Origin of the sequence: Kyrpidia spormannii, assembly GCF_002804065.1 — a bacterium.
Lineage (GTDB): Bacteria > Bacillota > Bacilli > Kyrpidiales > Kyrpidiaceae > Kyrpidia > Kyrpidia spormannii.
In genome coordinates this window covers 1,136,355-1,155,177 of the sequence record NZ_CP024955.1, presented here as the reverse complement: position 1 = coordinate 1,155,177, position 18,823 = coordinate 1,136,355, and the positions used below count along the sequence as shown (strand labels likewise).

The following is an 18,823-nucleotide window of genomic DNA, read 5'->3' as shown; positions in this document are numbered from 1 at the left end:
CATCATGTCGAAGACCCCCCGCCGAGAGGTCGATTACCCGCTTTCCGCCGGTGGCAAAGAAGCTCCCATCAAGAGGTTATCCGTCCGGATCCGAATCCATCGAAGAATCTGCATCCCTGTTTCGGTGAGTCCTTGAAGATGATGATGGGTGACCGTCCCATCCGGCAGACACACGATCACATGGGTTAACCCGTCAAACTCTTTCAGTAATGTACGGGTGGTCGGAGAGCGAACTTCGCACCCGCGATTGCCAGTGCCGTTTGTTGATCCTCCCACATCCCTTGGCGCACCCGGTGTTGAATGATCGCGTACAAGAGCAGCCCCAGTAAAAAGACGTATGCCAACGCCAAAACGCGTTTGGGCGTCTTGACGAAGATTCCGTACACAAAATAGGGCTACTTCAAGGCCCGAAACAGGTTTTCTACCTCAATCTGGCCTTTGTAATCCCGGAGCAGGTCGGCATCGTGGGCCCGACGCGTCCGTGGGACGTTACTGATCAGGATAAACGTCCGGTCCCGCCGCCGTCTCTGTTCAATGGCCTCCGTGTCGGGTTCCACCGTGAAGGTCACTCGCCACCGAACAACCTCTACGTTTCCTGGGTCGGGATCGTTTTTCCGAGGGCGTCCCACCCGCCGTTTGACGGCCGTTTCCTGAACGACCTGGCCTGTTACGTGATGAAATCCCCAGCGGCTATGACTCCGCCGCCAATCCTCCAGGACCACCTTGGCATCGGCTTCGCAGTGGTAGCTCAGCCGCTCCTGCTGGGCCACCGCCTTCTCAATCGCCTGAGCCTCCTCCGCCACAAGTTTCTCCAGTCGCTTGGCTTTGCGCTGATCGAGCGCCGAGGACTCCACCACCACAAACCGATAGGTCCTCCCGTACAACTCGTCTTCAAACCCCTGAATCCGGTAGCTCGCTGCCTCTTTTCCCTCCTGAGACACCGAACCGACCTCGATCCACTGGCTCTCATCGGCAAAAGCCCGGTCCTTGAGCGTCTCACATAGACGATACGTTTCCGGCATCCGGCTAATGAACCACCGCTTCTCGTAGGTGTTCAGGTTTTCCTCGGTGACAAAGGCCGAATCGGCCACGACGATCAGGGTGTTCCAGACCTCTGGCGACAACAGTTCCGTGATGCGCTCTGTCCATGGCCCGTACCACGTTTCCCGCTCATCACATCCGCGAATAAGGGAAGACCGCCGTAGCTCCCCAGCCCAAACAAAAACTGCTTGAGGTCCGGACGCAGGTCCTTGCTGTACCCTCGGGTGATCCGAAAAGGCGCATCCTCGAAGTCGGCGGGATCGTAGCTACCTTGTACGGAAAAGGACGTGGTGTCCAACCGGATGACATCCAGAACCAGGGACCGGGCATCCGGAGATCCCAAGGCAATCTCGTGATAAATGCGCCAAGGATCGGCGTCGGCGAACTTGTCCAAGGCCCGTGCCAGCCGGTCGTCATTGAAGTGGCCGGCCTCGATGCCATTGCCGAACAATGCCTCCACATCCATGTCCCGGAAGAACCACTCGATCCGGGTACAACGGTTCTCGACGTACGAGAAGATTGACCAAGAGAGCCGTGATGGCGGTGCCGGGGCTCACCTCGGTCCGGAGGCGGTTCCACGTCACGTGGGCATCGATGATCTCAGCCACCCGAAGCTCCCGACACAAGTACGCCACCAGCGGTGCTGCTTCCAGCTTGTGAACTTCCACCGTAACACCCGGAAGTTGCATGTCTCTCCCCTCCGAATCCTAATACAAGGACAATTCGGAGTTGGATAGGCATTCTCCTCCTGAGACTCCTCGAAATGCCGTCATTCGACAAATCTGACATGCGAAAAATGGGATCGATTACACCCCCGCCATCCATTTGGCAGGCGGAAAACGGCTCCACGGGCCACGGGTGGGACGTATCCGTGGGAGATGCCGTGGGAGGCGCGTCATCAGTAGGGGAAAGTGTCCCTGACAATCCGGGCTGACAAAGATGAAAATGTGCATGTCACACAGACGCCCCGACGTGGGGCGACATGATACGAGGAGGTGATTTCAGGTGACCACAAACGGGTACAAACAGGAGAAAGACACAGCGGCTCCGGAGGGGAAGGAGACAATCACGCGGCTGGCGTCTCAGTCGGATTCCCGGAAACTCCAGATCCGAGCCATTGCACACAAAATATGTGACCGTTACGACGGCATGATGAGAAGACTATCGGAAAATTGAATGTCCATCGTTGGTGGACACAACCCTAGTAGGCCAGCGCCACAGACTTTTTCACGTAATCCGTCTCGCCGAGCGCCTCGAGTAAAAAGTGGGCCACATCCGCTCGGGAAATTTTCCGGCCTCCATGTGGAATCCCCTCAAGCGCGATCCGGTATCTCCCCGTCAAAGAGGCGTTTTCCAATCGGAGAGGCCGGGCCACCGTCCAGCCCAATCCACTTTCCGCCAACACGCCCGCAACCCGGCGATGATCCAGGAAGACGTTGCGCAATAAAACCATTGTCAACCGACCGCCGATGCCCGACAGTTCCCCATAAATACCCGCCGAGGCCATGTACAACATGCGACGTACGGAATGTTGATTCATCCCGGCAATGAGATTCCGGGCCATCTCCGTGAGAACGGCACTGGGCCGGCCGCCTTGCTTGGCTCCAAGGCACGAAACCACTGCATCATCTCCTGCGATGGCATAAAGCACCGCTTCACGGTCCGGTGCATTTCCCTGTACAACACGCAAATGGGGATGGCTAATGTTTAAACGGGACATGTCCCGAACCAACGCCGTCAACCAGCACCTGCCCGACGAACCCCCGTCCCGTACCGCCGCTGGCTCCGAAAACGATGATGTTCATACCACCCACCTCCCAACAGGGTGGCTTTGGTCGGTCGCTCTTGTGATTGACTCTTCAGAACTGTTCTACCTGAGACTTTAACTTCCTCTTTGGAAAACGCCATTTTAGGTGTTCACAGAAAAGTATCGGATCTGCGACCGATGGTGCGGATGGATGCGGGCAACGACAGCGTCGAGAATCTGAAGGTCTGTCGGTCAAGATGACCAAGCATGCCCGGCAAATGCGGCAGCGACTGGGGCGAGGGAATCGGTTGCTGCCTGTGTTTCGACGTTTGTATCAAGCCTTTGGCTGAAAGGGGGCTGATCGCTGGCTTCCGAATGTCTCAAGGGGGATCTGTGGCCCGCAGGGCGGCTTCTCCGCCAAGACACCACGGATTCAGGCTCACAAACGCTCATCCCCTTACGTCAACTTGAGTTGGCCCGGCAATGTATCACGGCGACCAAGAATCCCGAATCAAAAGTGATTTGGACGCTCATCGACAGCCGGAGACGGTACCACACCGGCCCATCGAGGACAGAGACGGTCGGATCCGGTACAAGTTGCGCTAGTTACGGCAGCCATTCGCATTCCCCCTCTCTCAAGAAAATCATTGTTTTCTCCGTTTTTCCCACTCAATCGGACGATCTCGCATTTGACTTAGGAGCCATTGGACTACACACTTGCTCATGAGAGCCCCTTGGATCACCTTTTTCCATGGAACAAGGGCAAACGAAAAAGGGCTAATTCTTTCATCCATCACTTTTCCCCGAAAACCTCCGGAAACCCGGCTAAGAATTCCCGCTTTACAGACTCACTATACCGCGCATCCGGGAGGGAAAACAGCTTGTCCACCAATACGCAAAATTCCTTCGGGGTGATGTGGCCCCGCCGATATGATAAGGCCAAGACACCGAGCGTACCGGTCCGCCGAATCCCGTACATCTCGCAGGTCTTGATCATCGGCCCGTCACTGGTGCAACAGACCAGGGACCGTTGAGCGGCAATCGCAATCATTTCGGCGTCGTTACGGCTTAACGCCTTTCGTTTCCTCATGATCTCCGCCCAAAACCCGATCTCTTCCTCCGTCTCCGCCGCAATCCGAACCGGGGCCAATTCCGCCAACGCCTTGTTGGCTCCCGGAAAACGCGCTTCCACCCGAATCATGTTTTCCGCCATGTACACGCGGCTGAAAACCCCGTTGAGCAACCTCACGGATCCGAGACTCGCCAATTCGTTTAGGACACTGTTGTCGACAATGGCCGATGTCCCATACAGATCATCAGAAGTCACCGGCACTATCTTCCCGTTCCCACCCGGCCAGCAGCCGGTTGGCTTCGTCATAGGGGATGCCCAGCACGGCCGCCGCTTTCGACGTACTGACGCCTTCTTCGCCGTGCAGCCGCCTAAGCATCATCTTGGCCCGACCGTTCTTCTCCACATAGGGCATCGGGTTCGGCTCCCGAATGCCGTACCGCTGTTCAATTTCCCGCTTCAGGTAGCCGTATTCCCTACCGGTGAGAATCCCGACATCTTTCAAGGCAAGGATCAAGGCTTGGGCGCTGACACCAAACTCGCGTTTCAGTTGGAGAATGTCGCGCAGTTTGTTGCGGGACCGCGCCAGGACCATCTCACACTCCGTCAGGCGGCTCCGGGGAATCAAAAAATGGCTCGCGAACTGGCTGGCTACCATCTCGTCCCGGTTCCCGCGCGATTTGGCATACGCTCCGCCGTTCTCCCGGTACTGATCGCGATGAAAGAGGAGATGACCCAACTCATGGGCAACGCTGAAAATTTTGCGTTCCTCCGGGATATCACGGTCATCGTTCACGATGATGAAAGCACCCCGTCGCTCGGTATACGCGGAAAGCGCGTCAAACCCGCTGCCAAGCGGCCAAGCGAGAACATGGATGTGCCAATCCTCAAGCATCTGGAAAATCAAGTGCCCCACGTAGCCCTCGACGCCAAGGGCGCTGCGGACACGATCGGCGACGTCCCGGATCTGTGCCTTCATCACGTGATCCAGCTCCCCTTCCAGCCGGTAGCTGGGCGGAACCATGACCACGCGGTTCTCACCCAGGGCCTCCACAACGCTCCAATACTCATCCAGCCGCTCAAGCAGGGTGTGCCGCAACTCCTGGGTAAAATTCTCTTTCGGGTTGTCCGCCCGAAAAAGAAACGTAAACATTTCCACCTCTTCCGACAAAATCTGCCGGACAGACACACCCAGCGCTTCGCAGAGCTTTTCCAGTTTTGCGCTGTCGATTGGCTGTTCGCCGCGCAGGTACTTGTACATCGTCGGCCGGGTAACGCCGACAGCCTTCGCCAACTGCTCGACACTCATACGCCGTTCCCCGCGGATGCGTTCAAGGTTCCGGGCAATGGTTTTTACCGACACGTTCCCCACCCCCTTTTAAGCATATTATACACTATGCGGTTTGTTTAACACACATATCGTAAATTATATTTTACGTTCGGCATTTGGTTTTTCTTTTTTCCAAACGGGCTCCGCGAAAAAACCGGAGGCCTCCTGGGCGCATTCCCCTACCTGGACCCGCATGGCCATCGGCGCAAGGTATGGTGCTTTGCCATGGTACTCGCCTACTCCCGCATGCTCTACCTGGAGTTTATCAGAGCGGCGGACCAACTGCATATCCTCCAGGCACTTCGGAACGCGCTGGAGTTCTTCGGCGGGGTTCCAAAGGTCATTCTCAGCGACAACTGCTCCCCGCTGGTTGTGGCCAACGACGGTCATGGACACGTAGACTGGCAGCCGGCGTACATGGACTTCGCTAAGCACTACGGATTCGTGCCCAAGGCCTGTCAGCCCTACCGAAGTCGTACAAAGGGGAAGATTGAACGGCCCATCGGGTATATCCGGTCCAGCTTCTGGCCGGTATCGTTCGTGGACTATGACGACCTGAACCGGCAAGGTGCCATCTGGCGGGATACGGTGGCCAATGTTCGCATCCACGGCACAACGCGGGAGCAGCCGGTGGTGCGGTTTCAGGCAGAGACGCTGCAGCCCCTGCCTAAGAGCCGGTACACGCTGGCGTACGCCGATATGCGCAAGGTCATGAGCGATTGCCGCGTCTCGTGGAACACGAACATGTACACCGTTCCGTGGCGGTATGTGGGGCACACCGTGCTGGTCAGGGAGTTTGAGTCAGGCAGCCTGCAGATCGAGTACGGCGGGCAGGTCATTGCCGAACACCGCGTGCTCACAGGCAGGCACCAGGTCTCAACCAACCCTGAGCACTTCAAGGGGATCCCGGCTGGGACATCCCATCCGGATCGAGGCAAGGTACCAGGGTTGCAAATCGGGCCGGACGTGGAGCAGCGGGAGCTGTCCGTCTATGAGCAGATTGCAATGGGAGGTCAGGTGCAATGAGTGAGGCGTTGGTTCTGGCCAAGGCCGAGGAGCAGCTGCTGGAGCTGGGATTAAAGCGCGCCGCGGCGGTGCTGTCGGCGTGCGTGGAGTGGGCAGCGGGGCACCAGGCGACCTATGCGGAGTTCCTGCACAGACTGCTAGAGGCTGAGCAGGAGGAGCGATACAGCCGTTACATGCATGCCAGACTCCGCATGGCCAACTTCCCGTATCACAAGACCCTTGCAGATTTCGATTTCTCGTTCCAGCCGTCCGTCGATGAGCGACAAATACGAGAACTAGCCAGCTTGACGTTCATCCAGGAGGGCAGCAACGTTATCTTCCTGGGACCACCGGGGGTGGGCAAGACCCACCTTGCGGTGGCCCTGGGGATGGAGGCGATTCGACAGCGCATGAGCGTCTACTTCGTGACCATGCAGAAGCTGGTCGCCGACTTACGACGGGCGTACCAAGAGGGACGGCTGGACAAGCGCCTGCGCATCTACACCCAGCCGAAGCTGCTGATCTGCGACGAAGTCGGCTACTTGCCGCTTGACGCCTTGGACGCCGCGAACTTCTTCCGGCTCGTGTCGGAGCGCTACGAGCACGGGTCCCTGATCATCACGTCCAACACCAGCTTTACCAACTGGGGGACACTCTTCGGTGACCAGGTGCTGGCCTCTGCCTTGCTCGACCGGCTCCTACACCACGCCACCACCATCAACATCCGCGGCAACAGCTACCGGATGAAGGACAAGCTGCGCGCAGGGGTGACACATGCGCTGAAGGAGGAGGTGACCGCGTAAACCGAACATATGTCTGGGGAATGATGCGCGATGATATTGGGGAACTGAATCCGCTGTTTGTGGGGAATCGAGCACGATTTTTTTGGGGAGTTTTAATCCGCTATTGACAATTGCTGCTTGAACCTGAATTGTGCTCGCCAGGATCCGAGGCTTGGCTGGTCCAGTTGGAAGATTGGTGATAGCGAGTGGTTTCAGTATAAGTGTTCCCGGAATGATAAATTGAAGTGGACTGATCTGTATGAATATCATTCCTCCATGAAACATTTTCTTCGGCAAATACAGGAACAGGAGTTAAAAAAATAAGGAATCCCAGAAATAGTATTTGAAAAATACGAGCCATCTTCATAACTAATTCACCCCCTTTCAAGCCACCTTTAAAAGAAGAGGTGGTATGTAAGAAAAGAACCCATGCTCACTTTTTTTGAAATTGAGATGGGTCCTGCATATTATCAATCAGGAATTTTCCGTCAAGCTGTTTAGTTACTGTAAAAATAGCATCAAAAGTCTTTGGGTTTTGATCTTTACCATCCATATCGCTATTAACAGCAACTTCTGTTTTAGCGTCAAATAAATAGGAATTTCCATCTTTTTTGATAAAATTAACTGTGATAGGACCATGAGTTAAGTAACCTCTGTGCTCCACCAAAACCTGATTTCTATGTGCAGAATTCTCATCCAGAATCTTTGCTAACCCAGGCACCAAATATTGATCTTGCATTGTAAAAGACTTCGGATCCTTATAAGTTGCCGAATTCCACGCATCCACAAACTTCCTCACCACATCTGCTGCCCGGTCCTGCTCAGACAACTGAGGTTCAGCTTGTTTATGAATAAACGGCACACTGCATCCCGAAAGCGTCACAGCCGCTACCATTGCCGCCACAATAAACCCCAGTTTTTTCATGGTCATACGCCTCCTTAAATGAACACATGCACTTTTATATGAGCAAGAGTTGGGATGGATTTGCAAGAGGAACCAAAACAAATTTCGCCTTTGGCGTGTTTGATTCCTTGTCGCTACTATGTACAAAATCAAAAACGGCTCCAACATGGGGAGTCGGCGTTTGTTGTTCCTCGGGCATGTCGTGCCCGTTGGGAGCTATGCACGAAAGAAGTGCAAGTTAACACTCCCACGCTTAAAGGCGTGGGATTCCCCGATGATTCAACACCGTGCATCTCCATCATGATACCTAACCTTCCTAGTTATCTCTGTGACTCCTTTCATGGAACCGGAAACGCCTCAATCCCGAGGACGCTCCATGACCGTCAAAAACCCCGGACAATCCAAGCATGTTTGGCACTTGCCGTCCGCAGAACAGGTCAAACCCTTTCAGAAGCCCTGGTGCCAAAACGATTGTGTCTTCCTTCTTACTGTCACTCCTGCGGAGTTGATTGACCATCCTCGGGTCCACTCGACGCACGCGGCCCTGCGCCCACTTCTCCCGCCACCGGGTGGGCGTCCATATTTTTCCTCAAACGTGTCAAGTCGAAACCTGCAAACTCATACAAACCTGAAAGAGTGGGTTTTCCGCCAGAAAGCTATAACCTATAACATTGTAATTTTCTATCAAATCCGCCCAGAAGACTTTAAGCGGGTGGTGAATGGGGGGCATTTTTGTTGCGGTTTGCCCAAAGTTGCTGTAACATAGAATCAGCTACTAAGTAGGGCTGGAAGCACCTAAACTTACGCCTGCGGAGATTGTGTAAGACCCACGTGGCTGCGGTCGATGAACCAGGATGCTTCCGCCTCTAAGCGAAAGCATGGGTACAAACCTACCCCTGCCTTAGCAAGCAGGCACTCTCCGCACATCTTCCCGAATAAACATGGGAATAATGCCATGTGGGGAGGTGTGGTGGATGAGCAAATATACTGGTGGGGAGGAGAAGGAAATGGCTATCCCGAAAGAGAAAGAGCAGATCAGGCCATCTACACCAGTGGATGTCCGGAGAAAGCGGTTGATTCGCAAAATTACCAGAGAAATCTGCGCTCGCAATGATGAGGCAATGAGGAGACTGGCAAAGAGTTGAATATCAACCACTTGACTGCCGAAGATATCCGGGAAATACATGTCGAAGCACTGAGATTGTATGGTGGAACACCAGGGGAACATGAACCAGGGTCTATTGAGTTGATGGCGGAGAAACCGGCTATGGAACTCTTCGGCCACGAACAATACCCTGGTTTGTTTTTGAAAGCTGCTGTATATTTTGAAGGATTTGCTACACGCCAGTTTTTCGTTGATGGAAACAAGCGAACTGCTTATCTGTGTGCTGCTACATTTTTACGGTTGAATGGATATTGCATTATAGTTTCCGATGATGAACTCTATCATTTTTCATTGGATGTCGCCAACAAGAAAGTGAATCTGGACGACATTGCCCGCTGGCTGGAAACACATAGTGAGCCATGTAGTAATCCTCTTCCTGACGAGTGATTACTAGATGTAAATTATATTGACACCGTTGAATCATCGCCGAGGCAACAAAAAAACGGCTCCAACATGGGAAGCCGGCATTTGTCGTTCCTCGGTCGTTTCTCGGGTATGCCCTACCGGTTGGATTGGCACACGGTTCACGAACCTAAATCTCCGGTAGCCTGAATCGCCGGGGATGCCCCGAATTCATTCGGGGGAGGACGTCACGTGCTCAAGCAATCTCTGCTTTTGTTCCTCAAGCTCTTTCCATTCCTTTATATCCACCGCTTCTGGCATTCCATCGATTTCTTTGTCACTCAAATGACCAAACAGACGATAAAAAATCCCCTTATACTCTTTTTCAAACTCCTCAATCTGCCTGTTAATCCTATCAAGCTTATCATCGACACTTTGCCTTCTCTCTCTTAATTTGATAAATCCATTGCATTTGCACCGCTACAGCGGGATTTTTCCATGCATCAAGCATGAACTTTGGGATTTTTTGTCTCCCTTTTTCTCCGACGACTTCCAGCCCCCGATCAATGTACTTGTATATCATCGTTCTGGACACGCCCAATTGTTCGGACGCCTCTGAAATACTTACCAAGATGTCTGGATTGTAGGCATATTCCAAAAAACCATCTGCCGTTATCCTGTAAAACCAAGAGTCAAAAGACAGCTTGAGCGCTGCCACATCCGTTTGTTCATCAAAGATTCTCTCGGAGTAATTCAACATCTGCTTCAACGAAGAAATGTACTGCTCGTTGAAAAGAAAACTTGGCTCCTTTCTGAGTTTCACTCGTACCGGTTTTAAAGATGAAAAAATATGTGAATACCCAACCGATAAATTGACCACAAAATTGTTCAAAACAAACACGGTTTCCTATGCCCATGCTGCTAAATCCAATACCCAATAACAAAAGAAGATGAGAAAACCTTGCACCAGAGGTTCCAACGGGGTTCTCCATCGGAAGGATATCCGGAAGAATTTATACAGAGCGGAAATACGGTTTCGCGCCTACCAACACGTATCCGGGTACAAAGAAGCCGGTTTCACAGGCCACGATGGAGCGCATCTGTGGGAATCCCAAAGTTGCCGGACAGTTGTCCACAACAATTATGGAGAAATGTCCTAGCAACCCGGTGACAGAGAAACGCACCTTGACATCTCTCACGAACACACCTTGCTGTACAGAAATGTCACCAGTACGCGATTGGCAATGGCCGGTATGGGCTTTAACAGAGGAAAGCCTCCGCCGTCTCGGAGGCGGGGGAGCAGTCACTCGGGCGGTGGCTGCGCTCTGCAGAATCCGCAACGAGGGAGCGGCGGACAACGAGTGGATGATCACATTCGGAGGCAGGAAAGAACAAATCGGCGGTGTCGTATCATTCAAAATCAATCGGCCAGCATGATTTCCATACACCCACCACTTTGGTCATAAAAAACAGCGCGGAGGCCCTTTTAACTTGTTCTGGGCCTCCGCTCAAATCATTATTTCGCCACTTGTTGCACAGTTTCCACGTCCAACCTGTGTTCCTGCACTCCGCTTGGAACTGTCCATGTCTTCCTGATCTCCCACTCGGACAGGTAGAAGTCCGTCAGATACCTCCACGAATAAAGATACCCCTCTTCCCAACTCACATGATGCCACACGCGACCGTTGTCTGTTTCCTCCCAGTATCCAGTTTCCCACCGGGCATATTCATGATAGTACACATACCAGTGGCCTGGATCCCCAAAGTATTGATCGATGGAATAGAGCGGCTGCTGCATCTTGGTAATCAGATTTCCGTCCGTGACATTTTGGAATTTCCAGTCCCAATACAATGGGGTATAATTCCGAATCTCCAGTCCGTCCGAAGTTGTCATGTTATCAATAGGAGTCTCCGTCTGTTTGTCAGGAGTCTGGGTGTGGTTCAGTTGACTCGTCCCGGAAACAGAGTCCGGGGGAATATACCGAATTGTATCCGGTGCGGTCACATTCCAATAATCCGATTGATTGGTGCCAGGCAATTGATTGAAAGCCGTCAATCCATCCAAAAACGCTTCGTCCGGTCCTGGTCCTGATCCATTCCCCCCATAAGATCCTCCAGCTTGACCGTTCCAACTTCCAGGAACCCCGGTCCCAGGCGTGATGGAAGGGGAGTCATTGGAACTCCCTGGTGTGGTTTGGCGTTGTGAACTTGAATTTGAAGTTGGATTGGACCTTGGGCTCGAACTGGATCCGCCAGAATCTCGGGCTTGACCGGTACCTTGAGCGACTTGTTGGACCGTGGTGACTGAGGTGTAGGTCGTTGAGCCGTCGGTGTTAGCGGATTGATAAAAATTTGTATTTCTAATCTCATCATACTTAACATTAAAATCGGCTGTATCAGCTAACGTTGGGACAGAAGATAGACACAAAAATCCTCCAATAGCCACAGTTGCAAAAATTATCCTTTTCATTTCCACATCACCCCCTTTACACTCCACCTCTTACAGAGGTGGTATGTAGAAAGGGGGCCCATCCTCAATTCTTCGGATATTTGGATGGGTCCTGGACACCGGTAATAAGAAACTTGCCATCCGGTTGTTTGACAACCGTAAAAATTAATCTCGCCCTCGACCGGTTTGATTCCTTACCTCCGACAGACCTAAAAATCGAAGGCAACCAAAAACGGCTCCAACATGAAGGGTTGGCCTTGGGCGTGTTCTCCAGGCGTATTTTTCCAGTTGGAGGCTATACGTACGAAGAAAGCAGCAAAGGCAGGTTATCTTGGCTATGGTTCTCTCGTGAGAGAAGGAGACTTTTGGTAGAAAAACTTGTCCCAGCATGCAAAAGAGAAAAGCCCTCGCTCCGGCAAAAAAGACGAGGGCCAAGCCACCACTCGCGGGAGGAAGAGGTTTTTGCCCGTCCCGCCATTTCAAGGAAATTCTAGCACACCCGTTTTCATGCGTCCAGTGAGGGCAGAGGCTCACGCGGTACAATCTTCCATCTGCTATGCGCAAAAATCGCAAGCAACTTGAAGATGTTTCCAAACAGACGTATGATGAACGCAATTTTTCGATCAAGATCCACAAAATGTCACAAGACAAAAATGAGCAAAAAGAAAAAAACGGTGGGGGGAATGGCTAATGAGCTCTGATCGCGATTATCGAAGGCTGATGTATACCTATTGGGGATCTTATCTGGAAGAGCCCTACAAGGACGTCGGCATCGCCGTGGCGCAGACGCTCATGAAACACTGGGGGACGGTGAAGCTGCTCAGCAACAGCACGGTGCCCAACCTGTTGGCGAAGACGGAAGAGGAAAAAGATTATCTAGAAGACATTGAGACGCCGGAGGCGCTGGAGCAAATCGTCAAAGGCCACAGGCTGGTGAAGGACTCCTTGATGTTTGCCGCCGATTTCGTCAATTCCGCCGTCACCGTCGGAAAGTACTGGGTCTCTCTTATCATCAGTTTTGCTTATATGCGCCTGATCGAGTACGACCGTTTAAAGTTTTACCGGACAAAAGATCCGGCGGTCAATGCGGCTCGAACAGAGGCGTTGCTCGCGGTATGCAAGGACGTGGCGCGTCTGCCGGCAATCCGGGAACTGTGGATGGGGGACTCGTGGAACGCCTTCCTGGGCGAGCCGGCGTTTTTGTACCGCCCAAATAAGCTGTATTACCGGGTGCAGAACACCAGCCAAACGTTACAGACCAAAGAAAAGGTGCTGCGTCTCGCGGCCCGGTTTGAGGAACTTGTACCACGGGGGTGGGTGCTGGACTACCTGCGCAAGCGTTTGGGCCCGGAAGCGGTTGAGGAGTTGGACAACAAGAAGATTGTGGTCAGGTTTTATGACCGTTCGCTGACAAAACCAAAAGTTCGCGGGTGGGGATTCCTGAAGGAATTCGAGCGGGATGTAAACGCATATGTGGCTGGGCGTGGGGTGAAATTATAGCTTTCCGGCGAGAAAACCCACCGCCAAAGAAGTAGGTTTTTCCGCCGGAAAGCTGTAAAAGTTGGTGGGGGAGCTCACAAACACTTCTTTTTCACTGCAGCGCTTCCCTCCGAATCGCCTCAACCTCTTTCTCCGGCATTCCCGTAAGCTTCACGATGTCCGTTACCGACGCACCCCGTCTCAGCATCTGCTCAAAACACCCCCTTTAGGCGCTCCGTCTGTTCTTTTGTCAAAATTCGACTGCTGAATCCCAGAATCAGTGCCGCTAGATAGTTTTGATCATCGCGATTGGGCAAATACTGGATCAACTCGACAATCTCTGAAAATGCTTCCTCTCGCGTACACTTCGTGAAGCGCATGTGAAACGCGAACGCGAGTCGTACCCGGTCGGATTCCGCCTACTCATGTAGACCAATACCAATGCAAAGGCCAGGAACATCGTCTCATCGCGGCTTAAGTTACAGCCCTTTCCATATTCGTTTTAATTCCTCATAGAAATTCTCCCGCGTCCCAACAAGCAAAATGAGAACAAAAGGCTCTGTGTCCCCGTCTTCGACGACCGTGTAAGCCACACGGTGTTCGCCATCCACGTATCGAAACCCAACAGTAAAAAGTCCGTCCAAATCGCCAACTTTTGGGTCTCCCTCAAACGGCCTTTCGCAGATATCTCGCATCGTCGCCTGGTATCGGCGAAGCAGTGCCTTGTCCTTGATTTTCTTCAATACCTGCTTTGCTCTTGACGACAACTTGTACCGGTACTCACTCATCGCCTTTGATCAACTCTTCCATAAAGGCGTCCCCGTCCGTCTCTGAGCCGTCCAGCGCCTCCTTGCGGGCTTCTGCAATCACTTCCTTCATGGCCGCCAACAGGCCCTCCCGACGCCGCGCAAACTCCCTTTTTAATTCCTCACCAGTCAAACCTTCGTCAGCCAAGTCGTTGATAATTTCCTGCGAAAAGTCCATCGGATCTTCCACCCGAACCGGTTCCAGCACAAGACGCCCTCGCTCGATATACGCACGCAGAATGTTTCCCATGCCAAGCTGATCAAAGAACTCCTTTGGAATCGTCACTTGACGCTTCCCCGTGATCCGCACATACTTTTCCACTGCCGTGTGTCTCCTTTCCTGCACACTGACAGCATACGCCGACTTCGTCATCTTTAGACGGTCTCCTTTCATCCTTGATTCAAGGATACAACGAAAGGGCAAATACGTAAAGAGAAAATTTGCCAAAAACAGGGGACCGAAGGTGGCCCCGTTTACAGCCCTCGGGCGGGAAAGCCGCCCTTCAGCCGCTTAGAGTGTCAAAAGAAGCTCCGAGCTGAAAGGGTAACACCTGCATGACAAGCCACGAAACACCGCTCGCTCTACACGTGAGCCGGGAGAAAAAAGAAAGAGGACCGAAGTCCTCTCGCCATTTTTCATTCAGCGCTCAACGTCTCGGCTTCCTGTAAAAACCCCGTGATAACCACAGTCCTTCCGAAGCCGCCGAAAGCTCCCTCCCGGCTTCCTCCGGGACCAGTTTCAGCCGCAGATCCAGCGCATCCGCAATGCGAATCAGGGTATCCAAGCGCGGCACTGCGTTCCCGGTCTCCAGCCTGGCGATCGCCGATTGCTTGACCCCGGCCTTTTCTGCCAGTTGCTCCTGCGTCAGGCCGAGCTGTCGCCGGCGCAAAACCATCGCCCCGATCAGCTCCGCCAGGAAGTCGTTCAGCCGTTGCTCCTCTTTGGTGTAGAACTGGTCGCGAAGGTCCCGCCAATGCAGCAAACCGTCGGGGCCTCTGGCGAGGCCCTTCTTTTCGTCCATCTCGGCCCCCTCCTCTGGAGTTCTCGGCTTTAACCTTGATTCTGTTCATTACAGACCGTGACGTGCAACCCAGTCCTCATATTCCCGTCTTGCTTTCTCGATCACACGTCTCGGCGTTTTCTGCGTCTTTTTCATGAACTGATGAAGCAGGACAAATTTGTTTCCTCTCCATCCCACAGAAGGCACCCTGTACCGACCCGGACGCAATTCCCAAATCGGGCCTTCGACATGATCCACATAGGGCTTTCCCAACCGGGTGCCTTGTTTGGACAAAAGGTGCAAATACATGTCCAGCTTCCGCTTTAGCACAACCGCGCCTCTCTTTCCCGCTCCAGCATCTACGCTGATTCGGGCGAGAAAGTCAGCAATTTCACTTTTGCCGCGGCATCTCTATACACGACAATTTCATACACGAGGACACCACTTTCGTATTGTTTGCGTTGCTATCACCACAGATTATAACGCATTCGTTATAAACCTGCAATCCCATGCCAGCAGTTTACCTCCCCACCCAATGCAGCGGGTAATCACTAAGATATGGACGTCGGAGATTTCTGGTTTTCTCAGGCAGGTCAACCTGAGTGTAGCGGCAAAATTCGGCGTTCAGATAATCGAGCAGAAAAGGAACGTCTCCGGGAGATACATTCCCAAGTAGCCCAGGAAGTGCTGTTTAAGGTCGAGAGGGCCTTGGCCGCTTTCTTCAGCCGGGTCAAGAACGGGGAAAACCCCGGCCTATCCCCGGTTCAAGGGAAGAGGGCCGTTTGATTTCAACAATAGTAATCGATTGATAATTTGCACAAATGATACAATATATCGTCTCTCACCCGTTTTAACACACTCAAAACCGTGACTAAACACCGAATGTCTTTGCGTGGCCTGGGCTTGTCCCGGTCGTCGTAAATTTTCGTGACGGCCTTTTTCCTCAATTTACGCGGTTATGGATGTTTCTTCCTGCTGCGACTGAAGGTGTACACACTTGTGTAATGCGTCGATCAGCAACGGGATTTGGCGATATCTCTTGACGGTCTGGAATTTCTTCTCCGCTTCAAGAAAACCCGCGGCAGCCCAGCGCAGCACCTGTCCCCCATTCTGCCAGCGCTCCGATATGTTTGGTCACATCCTCGTCCCCCAAAACCTTCTTATCTCAGCCGTTGTAATTGCCGTTTCTGCCATCCTTTGATTTTTGGCTCTATATCCAGCCCACTGATCAAGCGTACATTGTTAGCCTCTGCAAGTGTGCGTGCGGATGGCTGAAAAGAATTGCTCGTCGTCACCACCCACGCCCCAAGGCACGAATAGCGCCGCCGGCCGCCCACAACCTGTTGCACGGCTTCCAAGTTGACGGGCTTCTTCCAATGCTTGACCTGCACTGCGATTTTCATGCCGTCCTTGGGATCCGTCAAAATCAGATCCACCCCGAGATCCCCGCTGGCCGGCGTGAGTTGTACCTTGTAGCCCTGGTCCTCATAGTAGTATTTGAGCAATTGCTCGAATGCCTGGCCGGAAAGCTTGTCCAAATCAGAGACACGAAGAGCTTCCTCTCGGGTGAGCGTCGTGATTTTCTTGGCCTTTGTGTTGCCGGAAGGCCTTTTTCCGGAGGCCAAAGAACGTTGCCGTGCCCTTAGATTCCTTACCACCAGGACTAAAAGGAGCAAAAGCCCAGCTACAACAAGTGCTCCGACGCCGAACCGGTACTGGCGGAAATAAAAGGCGATTGCCGCCAATCCCACTAACCCGGTCTCCACCGATACAAATTCATTGCGTTGCCGTTTGCCCAATGATTCTGCTCCCCACCTGAATGTTTTATCCCAATACGAAGTCTACCATGTCGTTTTTTCGCAAGACAACTTCTTGGATACCCAAGAAATGTAATTATTGCTAACCTTTAGCATGTTTTGACGTGGATTTGGATCTGAAGCAAAAGAGAGAAGGGCTGGTGTTCACGGTTTCAACCAGGGAAGGGCGTCGGGATCACACAGTCGGTAGAGCATCCGCAACGGAGGTTAGCCGGACAAACCGATAACCACCAGAGCAACTCAGAGATAAAGACGCGGTTTAAACATGTGATCACTCCACCCATCCATGTCAAGACGTACAAACAGGAACACCTCGAACACAAGGACGTGCGGTGCTGCAGTGCGGGTTTCGACGATGATGGGTAGCCCGACAGCCACTTCCGCTCTGCATGCCCCTCCCTTTCGTCAGCCGGCTCCCCACCCGGCCTTCGCTGCCGGCACCACGTCCCAACGAGCAAAATGAGAACAAAAGGCTCTGTGTCCCCGTCTTCAACAATCGTGTAGGCCACGCGATGTTCGCCGTCCACATATCGTGAAACCGCCGGCAGAAATCGAGCGATCGACTACCGGCAGGTCCGGGAGCTCATCGAAACCTTGCCGGATGAACTATTCTCAAGGGTTGGACAGTGCGTCATCATGGCGTCCGACATTCCGAAGCACAATGGTGTCTGTTTTTTCATCGTGAAACGTGATACGGATGTCCATGTTGGCGCTTGCTTCAAATGCCCCTTCGTATCCCTCCATCTTCCGTGTTCGTAACGAAGGATGTGGGGGTTCTCCAACAACAACTCCATTGCTTTCTTGACAGCCTTGCGTGAGTTGGGGTCGAGTTTCGCAAGGCTTTTCGTGAATCGTCGGGTTGGCCCAACACCAAAAGATCCTTGTCTCCGGTGACTAGGAAATCCGCTTTATAGAACCGGGCGGCCGCCAAAATCGGTCCATCTTTGGGGTCGCGAAGTTCCTTAATCGCTTGTTCGATGTGGAGGTCAGGCGGTGGTTCCTGTACTATCAGTCGAGTGCGGGTTGGAAACGCACCCGCCCAATCAACATCAACCGTTCCAAATTTCCTTGCCAATACCTCCTGGACTTCATTCTCAATTGTGGGAAACCACAATACGGGTTCTTGACGATCTTGTAACCGTCGAAGAAGCGAGTGCTCAGGCCCTCGAAACACCAATCCCGAAATCAGCACGTTCGTGTCCAGGCACCAAAGTCGAGCCATTATTCATGTTTCACGTCCGTTCGTTTGTCGAAAAACTCCTGTCGGACACTCTCCACTTCCGCAACCAAGTCTTCCGGTGACATCCCCCGAATCTTTGCCTCCTGTTCAAGTTTACGGGTGAGACGATCTAGACCGGAAAGTGGCTCAATGATGATCCGCGTTCCTTCTTGGCGGATGACAAGTGGTGTATCCGCCGAGATACGCAACGCCTCCCGGATACTCTTCGGGATTGTTATCTGTCCGCGTTCCGTCGGATGTACGATACGCTCCACACGGTTCGCCCCCTTTGCTTTGTGTCGTTCTTATTTTCTTATTTTCTTACTTTCTTGTCAAGAGGGCTTACCATCGAACAATAGCGGTCAGGGAGTCATCGGAGGCAGTGATTTTTGTTGCCTCAAGTAAAATCATGAATAGACACGACCCCGCCCTGGTGTAAAATGATACCAGGAGTGATTTGTGATGACGAACAACGGGCTCAAACAGACGAAAGGCATCGCAGCTCCAGTGGTGAGGGAGGTGCAACAAGCGTTCGAGTCCGCTTTGACCTACGTTTTCGGCCCGCAAGTAGCCCTAATCCATGAAAAAACCGCGCAGCAGCGCGGAATTGCCATCACATCAGGGGTCCCCAACTGTCAAACTTGAGGTTCAGCATAGGGAGGCCAGC

Annotated in this window: 19 protein-coding genes and 2 pseudogenes; 5 read left to right on the top strand and 16 right to left on the bottom strand. The window is 52.8% G+C overall.

Annotated features, from left to right (window positions below; all coding sequences use genetic code 11):
• Positions 1 to 33: 33 nt before the first annotated feature.
• The 4 genes and pseudogenes from CVV65_RS17535 to CVV65_RS05695 form a co-directional block, all read right to left on the bottom strand.
• A pseudogene (locus CVV65_RS17535) lies at positions 34 to 1,730 on the bottom strand (IS1634 family transposase).
• A 512-nt stretch (positions 1,731 to 2,242) separates the two neighbouring features.
• Entirely contained in the window at positions 2,243 to 2,761 is a 519-nt protein-coding gene (locus CVV65_RS05705) for an NAD(P)-dependent oxidoreductase (RefSeq protein ID WP_232796762.1), read from the bottom strand.
• An 820-nt stretch (positions 2,762 to 3,581) separates the two neighbouring features.
• Positions 3,582 to 4,115 carry a PIN domain-containing protein gene (locus CVV65_RS05700; RefSeq protein ID WP_133121235.1) on the bottom strand — a complete coding sequence of 178 codons (534 nt, stop codon included), beginning with the start codon at positions 4,113 to 4,115 and terminating at the stop codon, positions 3,582 to 3,584.
• Positions 4,105 to 5,220, bottom strand: a complete 1,116-nt coding sequence (locus CVV65_RS05695) for a helix-turn-helix domain-containing protein (RefSeq protein WP_100667329.1) — start codon at positions 5,218 to 5,220, stop codon at positions 4,105 to 4,107. The genes CVV65_RS05700 and CVV65_RS05695 overlap by 11 nt, the downstream gene beginning before the upstream one ends.
• Positions 5,221 to 5,301: 81 nt before the next feature.
• On the opposite strand from CVV65_RS05695, the gene CVV65_RS05690 reads away from it, so the two are divergent.
• Together CVV65_RS05690 and istB are read left to right on the top strand one after the other, a co-directional pair.
• On the top strand, positions 5,302 to 6,213 hold the full coding sequence (locus CVV65_RS05690) for an IS21/IS408/IS1162 family transposase (protein WP_456237322.1): 912 nt from the start codon (positions 5,302 to 5,304) through the stop codon (positions 6,211 to 6,213).
• Positions 6,210 to 6,995: an IS21-like element helper ATPase IstB gene (gene istB, locus CVV65_RS05685; protein ID WP_100667328.1), complete on the top strand. Its 786-nt coding sequence runs from the start codon at positions 6,210 to 6,212 to the stop codon at positions 6,993 to 6,995. The genes CVV65_RS05690 and istB overlap by 4 nt, the downstream gene beginning before the upstream one ends.
• A gap of 100 nt (positions 6,996 to 7,095) precedes the next feature.
• Here istB and CVV65_RS16520 read toward each other — a convergent pair whose 3' ends face one another.
• Complete coding sequence (locus tag CVV65_RS16520) at positions 7,096 to 7,341, bottom strand: hypothetical protein (protein WP_133121234.1); 246 nt, start codon at positions 7,339 to 7,341, stop codon at positions 7,096 to 7,098.
• Positions 7,342 to 7,407: 66 nt separating this feature from the next.
• Complete coding sequence (locus CVV65_RS05680; RefSeq protein ID WP_100667327.1) at positions 7,408 to 7,899, bottom strand: hypothetical protein; 492 nt, start codon at positions 7,897 to 7,899, stop codon at positions 7,408 to 7,410.
• Between the two features lie 953 nt (positions 7,900 to 8,852).
• Here CVV65_RS05680 and CVV65_RS16705 point away from each other — a divergent pair.
• Complete coding sequence (locus tag CVV65_RS16705) at positions 8,853 to 9,023, top strand: hypothetical protein (RefSeq protein ID WP_157935396.1); 171 nt, start codon at positions 8,853 to 8,855, stop codon at positions 9,021 to 9,023.
• Positions 9,020 to 9,430: a type II toxin-antitoxin system death-on-curing family toxin gene (locus tag CVV65_RS05675; protein WP_100667326.1), complete on the top strand. Its 411-nt coding sequence runs from the start codon at positions 9,020 to 9,022 to the stop codon at positions 9,428 to 9,430. The genes CVV65_RS16705 and CVV65_RS05675 overlap by 4 nt, the downstream gene beginning before the upstream one ends.
• Before the next feature lie 379 nt (positions 9,431 to 9,809).
• On the opposite strand, the gene CVV65_RS05670 is transcribed toward CVV65_RS05675, so the two are convergent.
• Both CVV65_RS05670 and CVV65_RS05665 read right to left on the bottom strand, forming a co-directional pair.
• Positions 9,810 to 10,277 carry a helix-turn-helix domain-containing protein gene (locus tag CVV65_RS05670; RefSeq protein ID WP_133121233.1) on the bottom strand — a complete coding sequence of 156 codons (468 nt, stop codon included), beginning with the start codon at positions 10,275 to 10,277 and terminating at the stop codon, positions 9,810 to 9,812.
• 624 nt (positions 10,278 to 10,901) lie between these two features.
• The gene (locus tag CVV65_RS05665; RefSeq protein WP_100667324.1) at positions 10,902 to 11,450 is read right to left on the bottom strand and encodes a hypothetical protein; all 549 of its coding nucleotides are present in this window, start codon (positions 11,448 to 11,450) and stop codon (positions 10,902 to 10,904) included.
• 1,074 nt (positions 11,451 to 12,524) lie between these two features.
• Between CVV65_RS05665 and CVV65_RS05660 the strand changes: the two genes are divergently transcribed.
• Positions 12,525 to 13,334, top strand: coding sequence for a hypothetical protein (locus CVV65_RS05660; RefSeq protein ID WP_100667323.1), 810 nt, complete (start codon positions 12,525 to 12,527; stop codon positions 13,332 to 13,334).
• Between the two features lie 458 nt (positions 13,335 to 13,792).
• Here CVV65_RS05660 and CVV65_RS05655 read toward each other — a convergent pair whose 3' ends face one another.
• The 8 genes and pseudogenes from CVV65_RS05655 to CVV65_RS05620 form a co-directional block, all read right to left on the bottom strand.
• Positions 13,793 to 14,101 carry a type II toxin-antitoxin system RelE/ParE family toxin gene (locus CVV65_RS05655; protein ID WP_100667322.1) on the bottom strand — a complete coding sequence of 103 codons (309 nt, stop codon included), beginning with the start codon at positions 14,099 to 14,101 and terminating at the stop codon, positions 13,793 to 13,795.
• On the bottom strand, positions 14,094 to 14,492 hold the full coding sequence (locus CVV65_RS05650) for an AbrB/MazE/SpoVT family DNA-binding domain-containing protein (RefSeq protein WP_100667321.1): 399 nt from the start codon (positions 14,490 to 14,492) through the stop codon (positions 14,094 to 14,096). The genes CVV65_RS05655 and CVV65_RS05650 overlap by 8 nt, the downstream gene beginning before the upstream one ends.
• 274 nt (positions 14,493 to 14,766) lie before the next feature.
• The gene (locus CVV65_RS05645) at positions 14,767 to 15,141 is read right to left on the bottom strand and encodes a helix-turn-helix domain-containing protein (protein WP_100667320.1); all 375 of its coding nucleotides are present in this window, start codon (positions 15,139 to 15,141) and stop codon (positions 14,767 to 14,769) included.
• Positions 15,142 to 15,189: 48 nt separating this feature from the next.
• Positions 15,190 to 15,450, bottom strand: coding sequence for a type II toxin-antitoxin system RelE/ParE family toxin (locus CVV65_RS05640; RefSeq protein ID WP_198592137.1), 261 nt, complete (start codon positions 15,448 to 15,450; stop codon positions 15,190 to 15,192).
• A 618-nt stretch (positions 15,451 to 16,068) separates the two neighbouring features.
• Positions 16,069 to 16,242, bottom strand: a pseudogene (locus tag CVV65_RS17530) (IS256 family transposase); the annotation flags it as partial.
• A gap of 38 nt (positions 16,243 to 16,280) precedes the next feature.
• Positions 16,281 to 16,919, bottom strand: a complete 639-nt coding sequence (locus CVV65_RS05635) for a restriction endonuclease (protein ID WP_100667319.1) — start codon at positions 16,917 to 16,919, stop codon at positions 16,281 to 16,283.
• A 736-nt stretch (positions 16,920 to 17,655) separates the two neighbouring features.
• Complete coding sequence (locus CVV65_RS17410; protein WP_198592136.1) at positions 17,656 to 18,159, bottom strand: putative toxin-antitoxin system toxin component, PIN family; 504 nt, start codon at positions 18,157 to 18,159, stop codon at positions 17,656 to 17,658.
• Positions 18,159 to 18,431: an AbrB/MazE/SpoVT family DNA-binding domain-containing protein gene (locus tag CVV65_RS05620; protein WP_100667318.1), complete on the bottom strand. Its 273-nt coding sequence runs from the start codon at positions 18,429 to 18,431 to the stop codon at positions 18,159 to 18,161. Before CVV65_RS05620 ends, CVV65_RS17410 begins: the two co-directional genes overlap by 1 nt.
• Positions 18,432 to 18,823 lie beyond the last annotated feature (392 nt).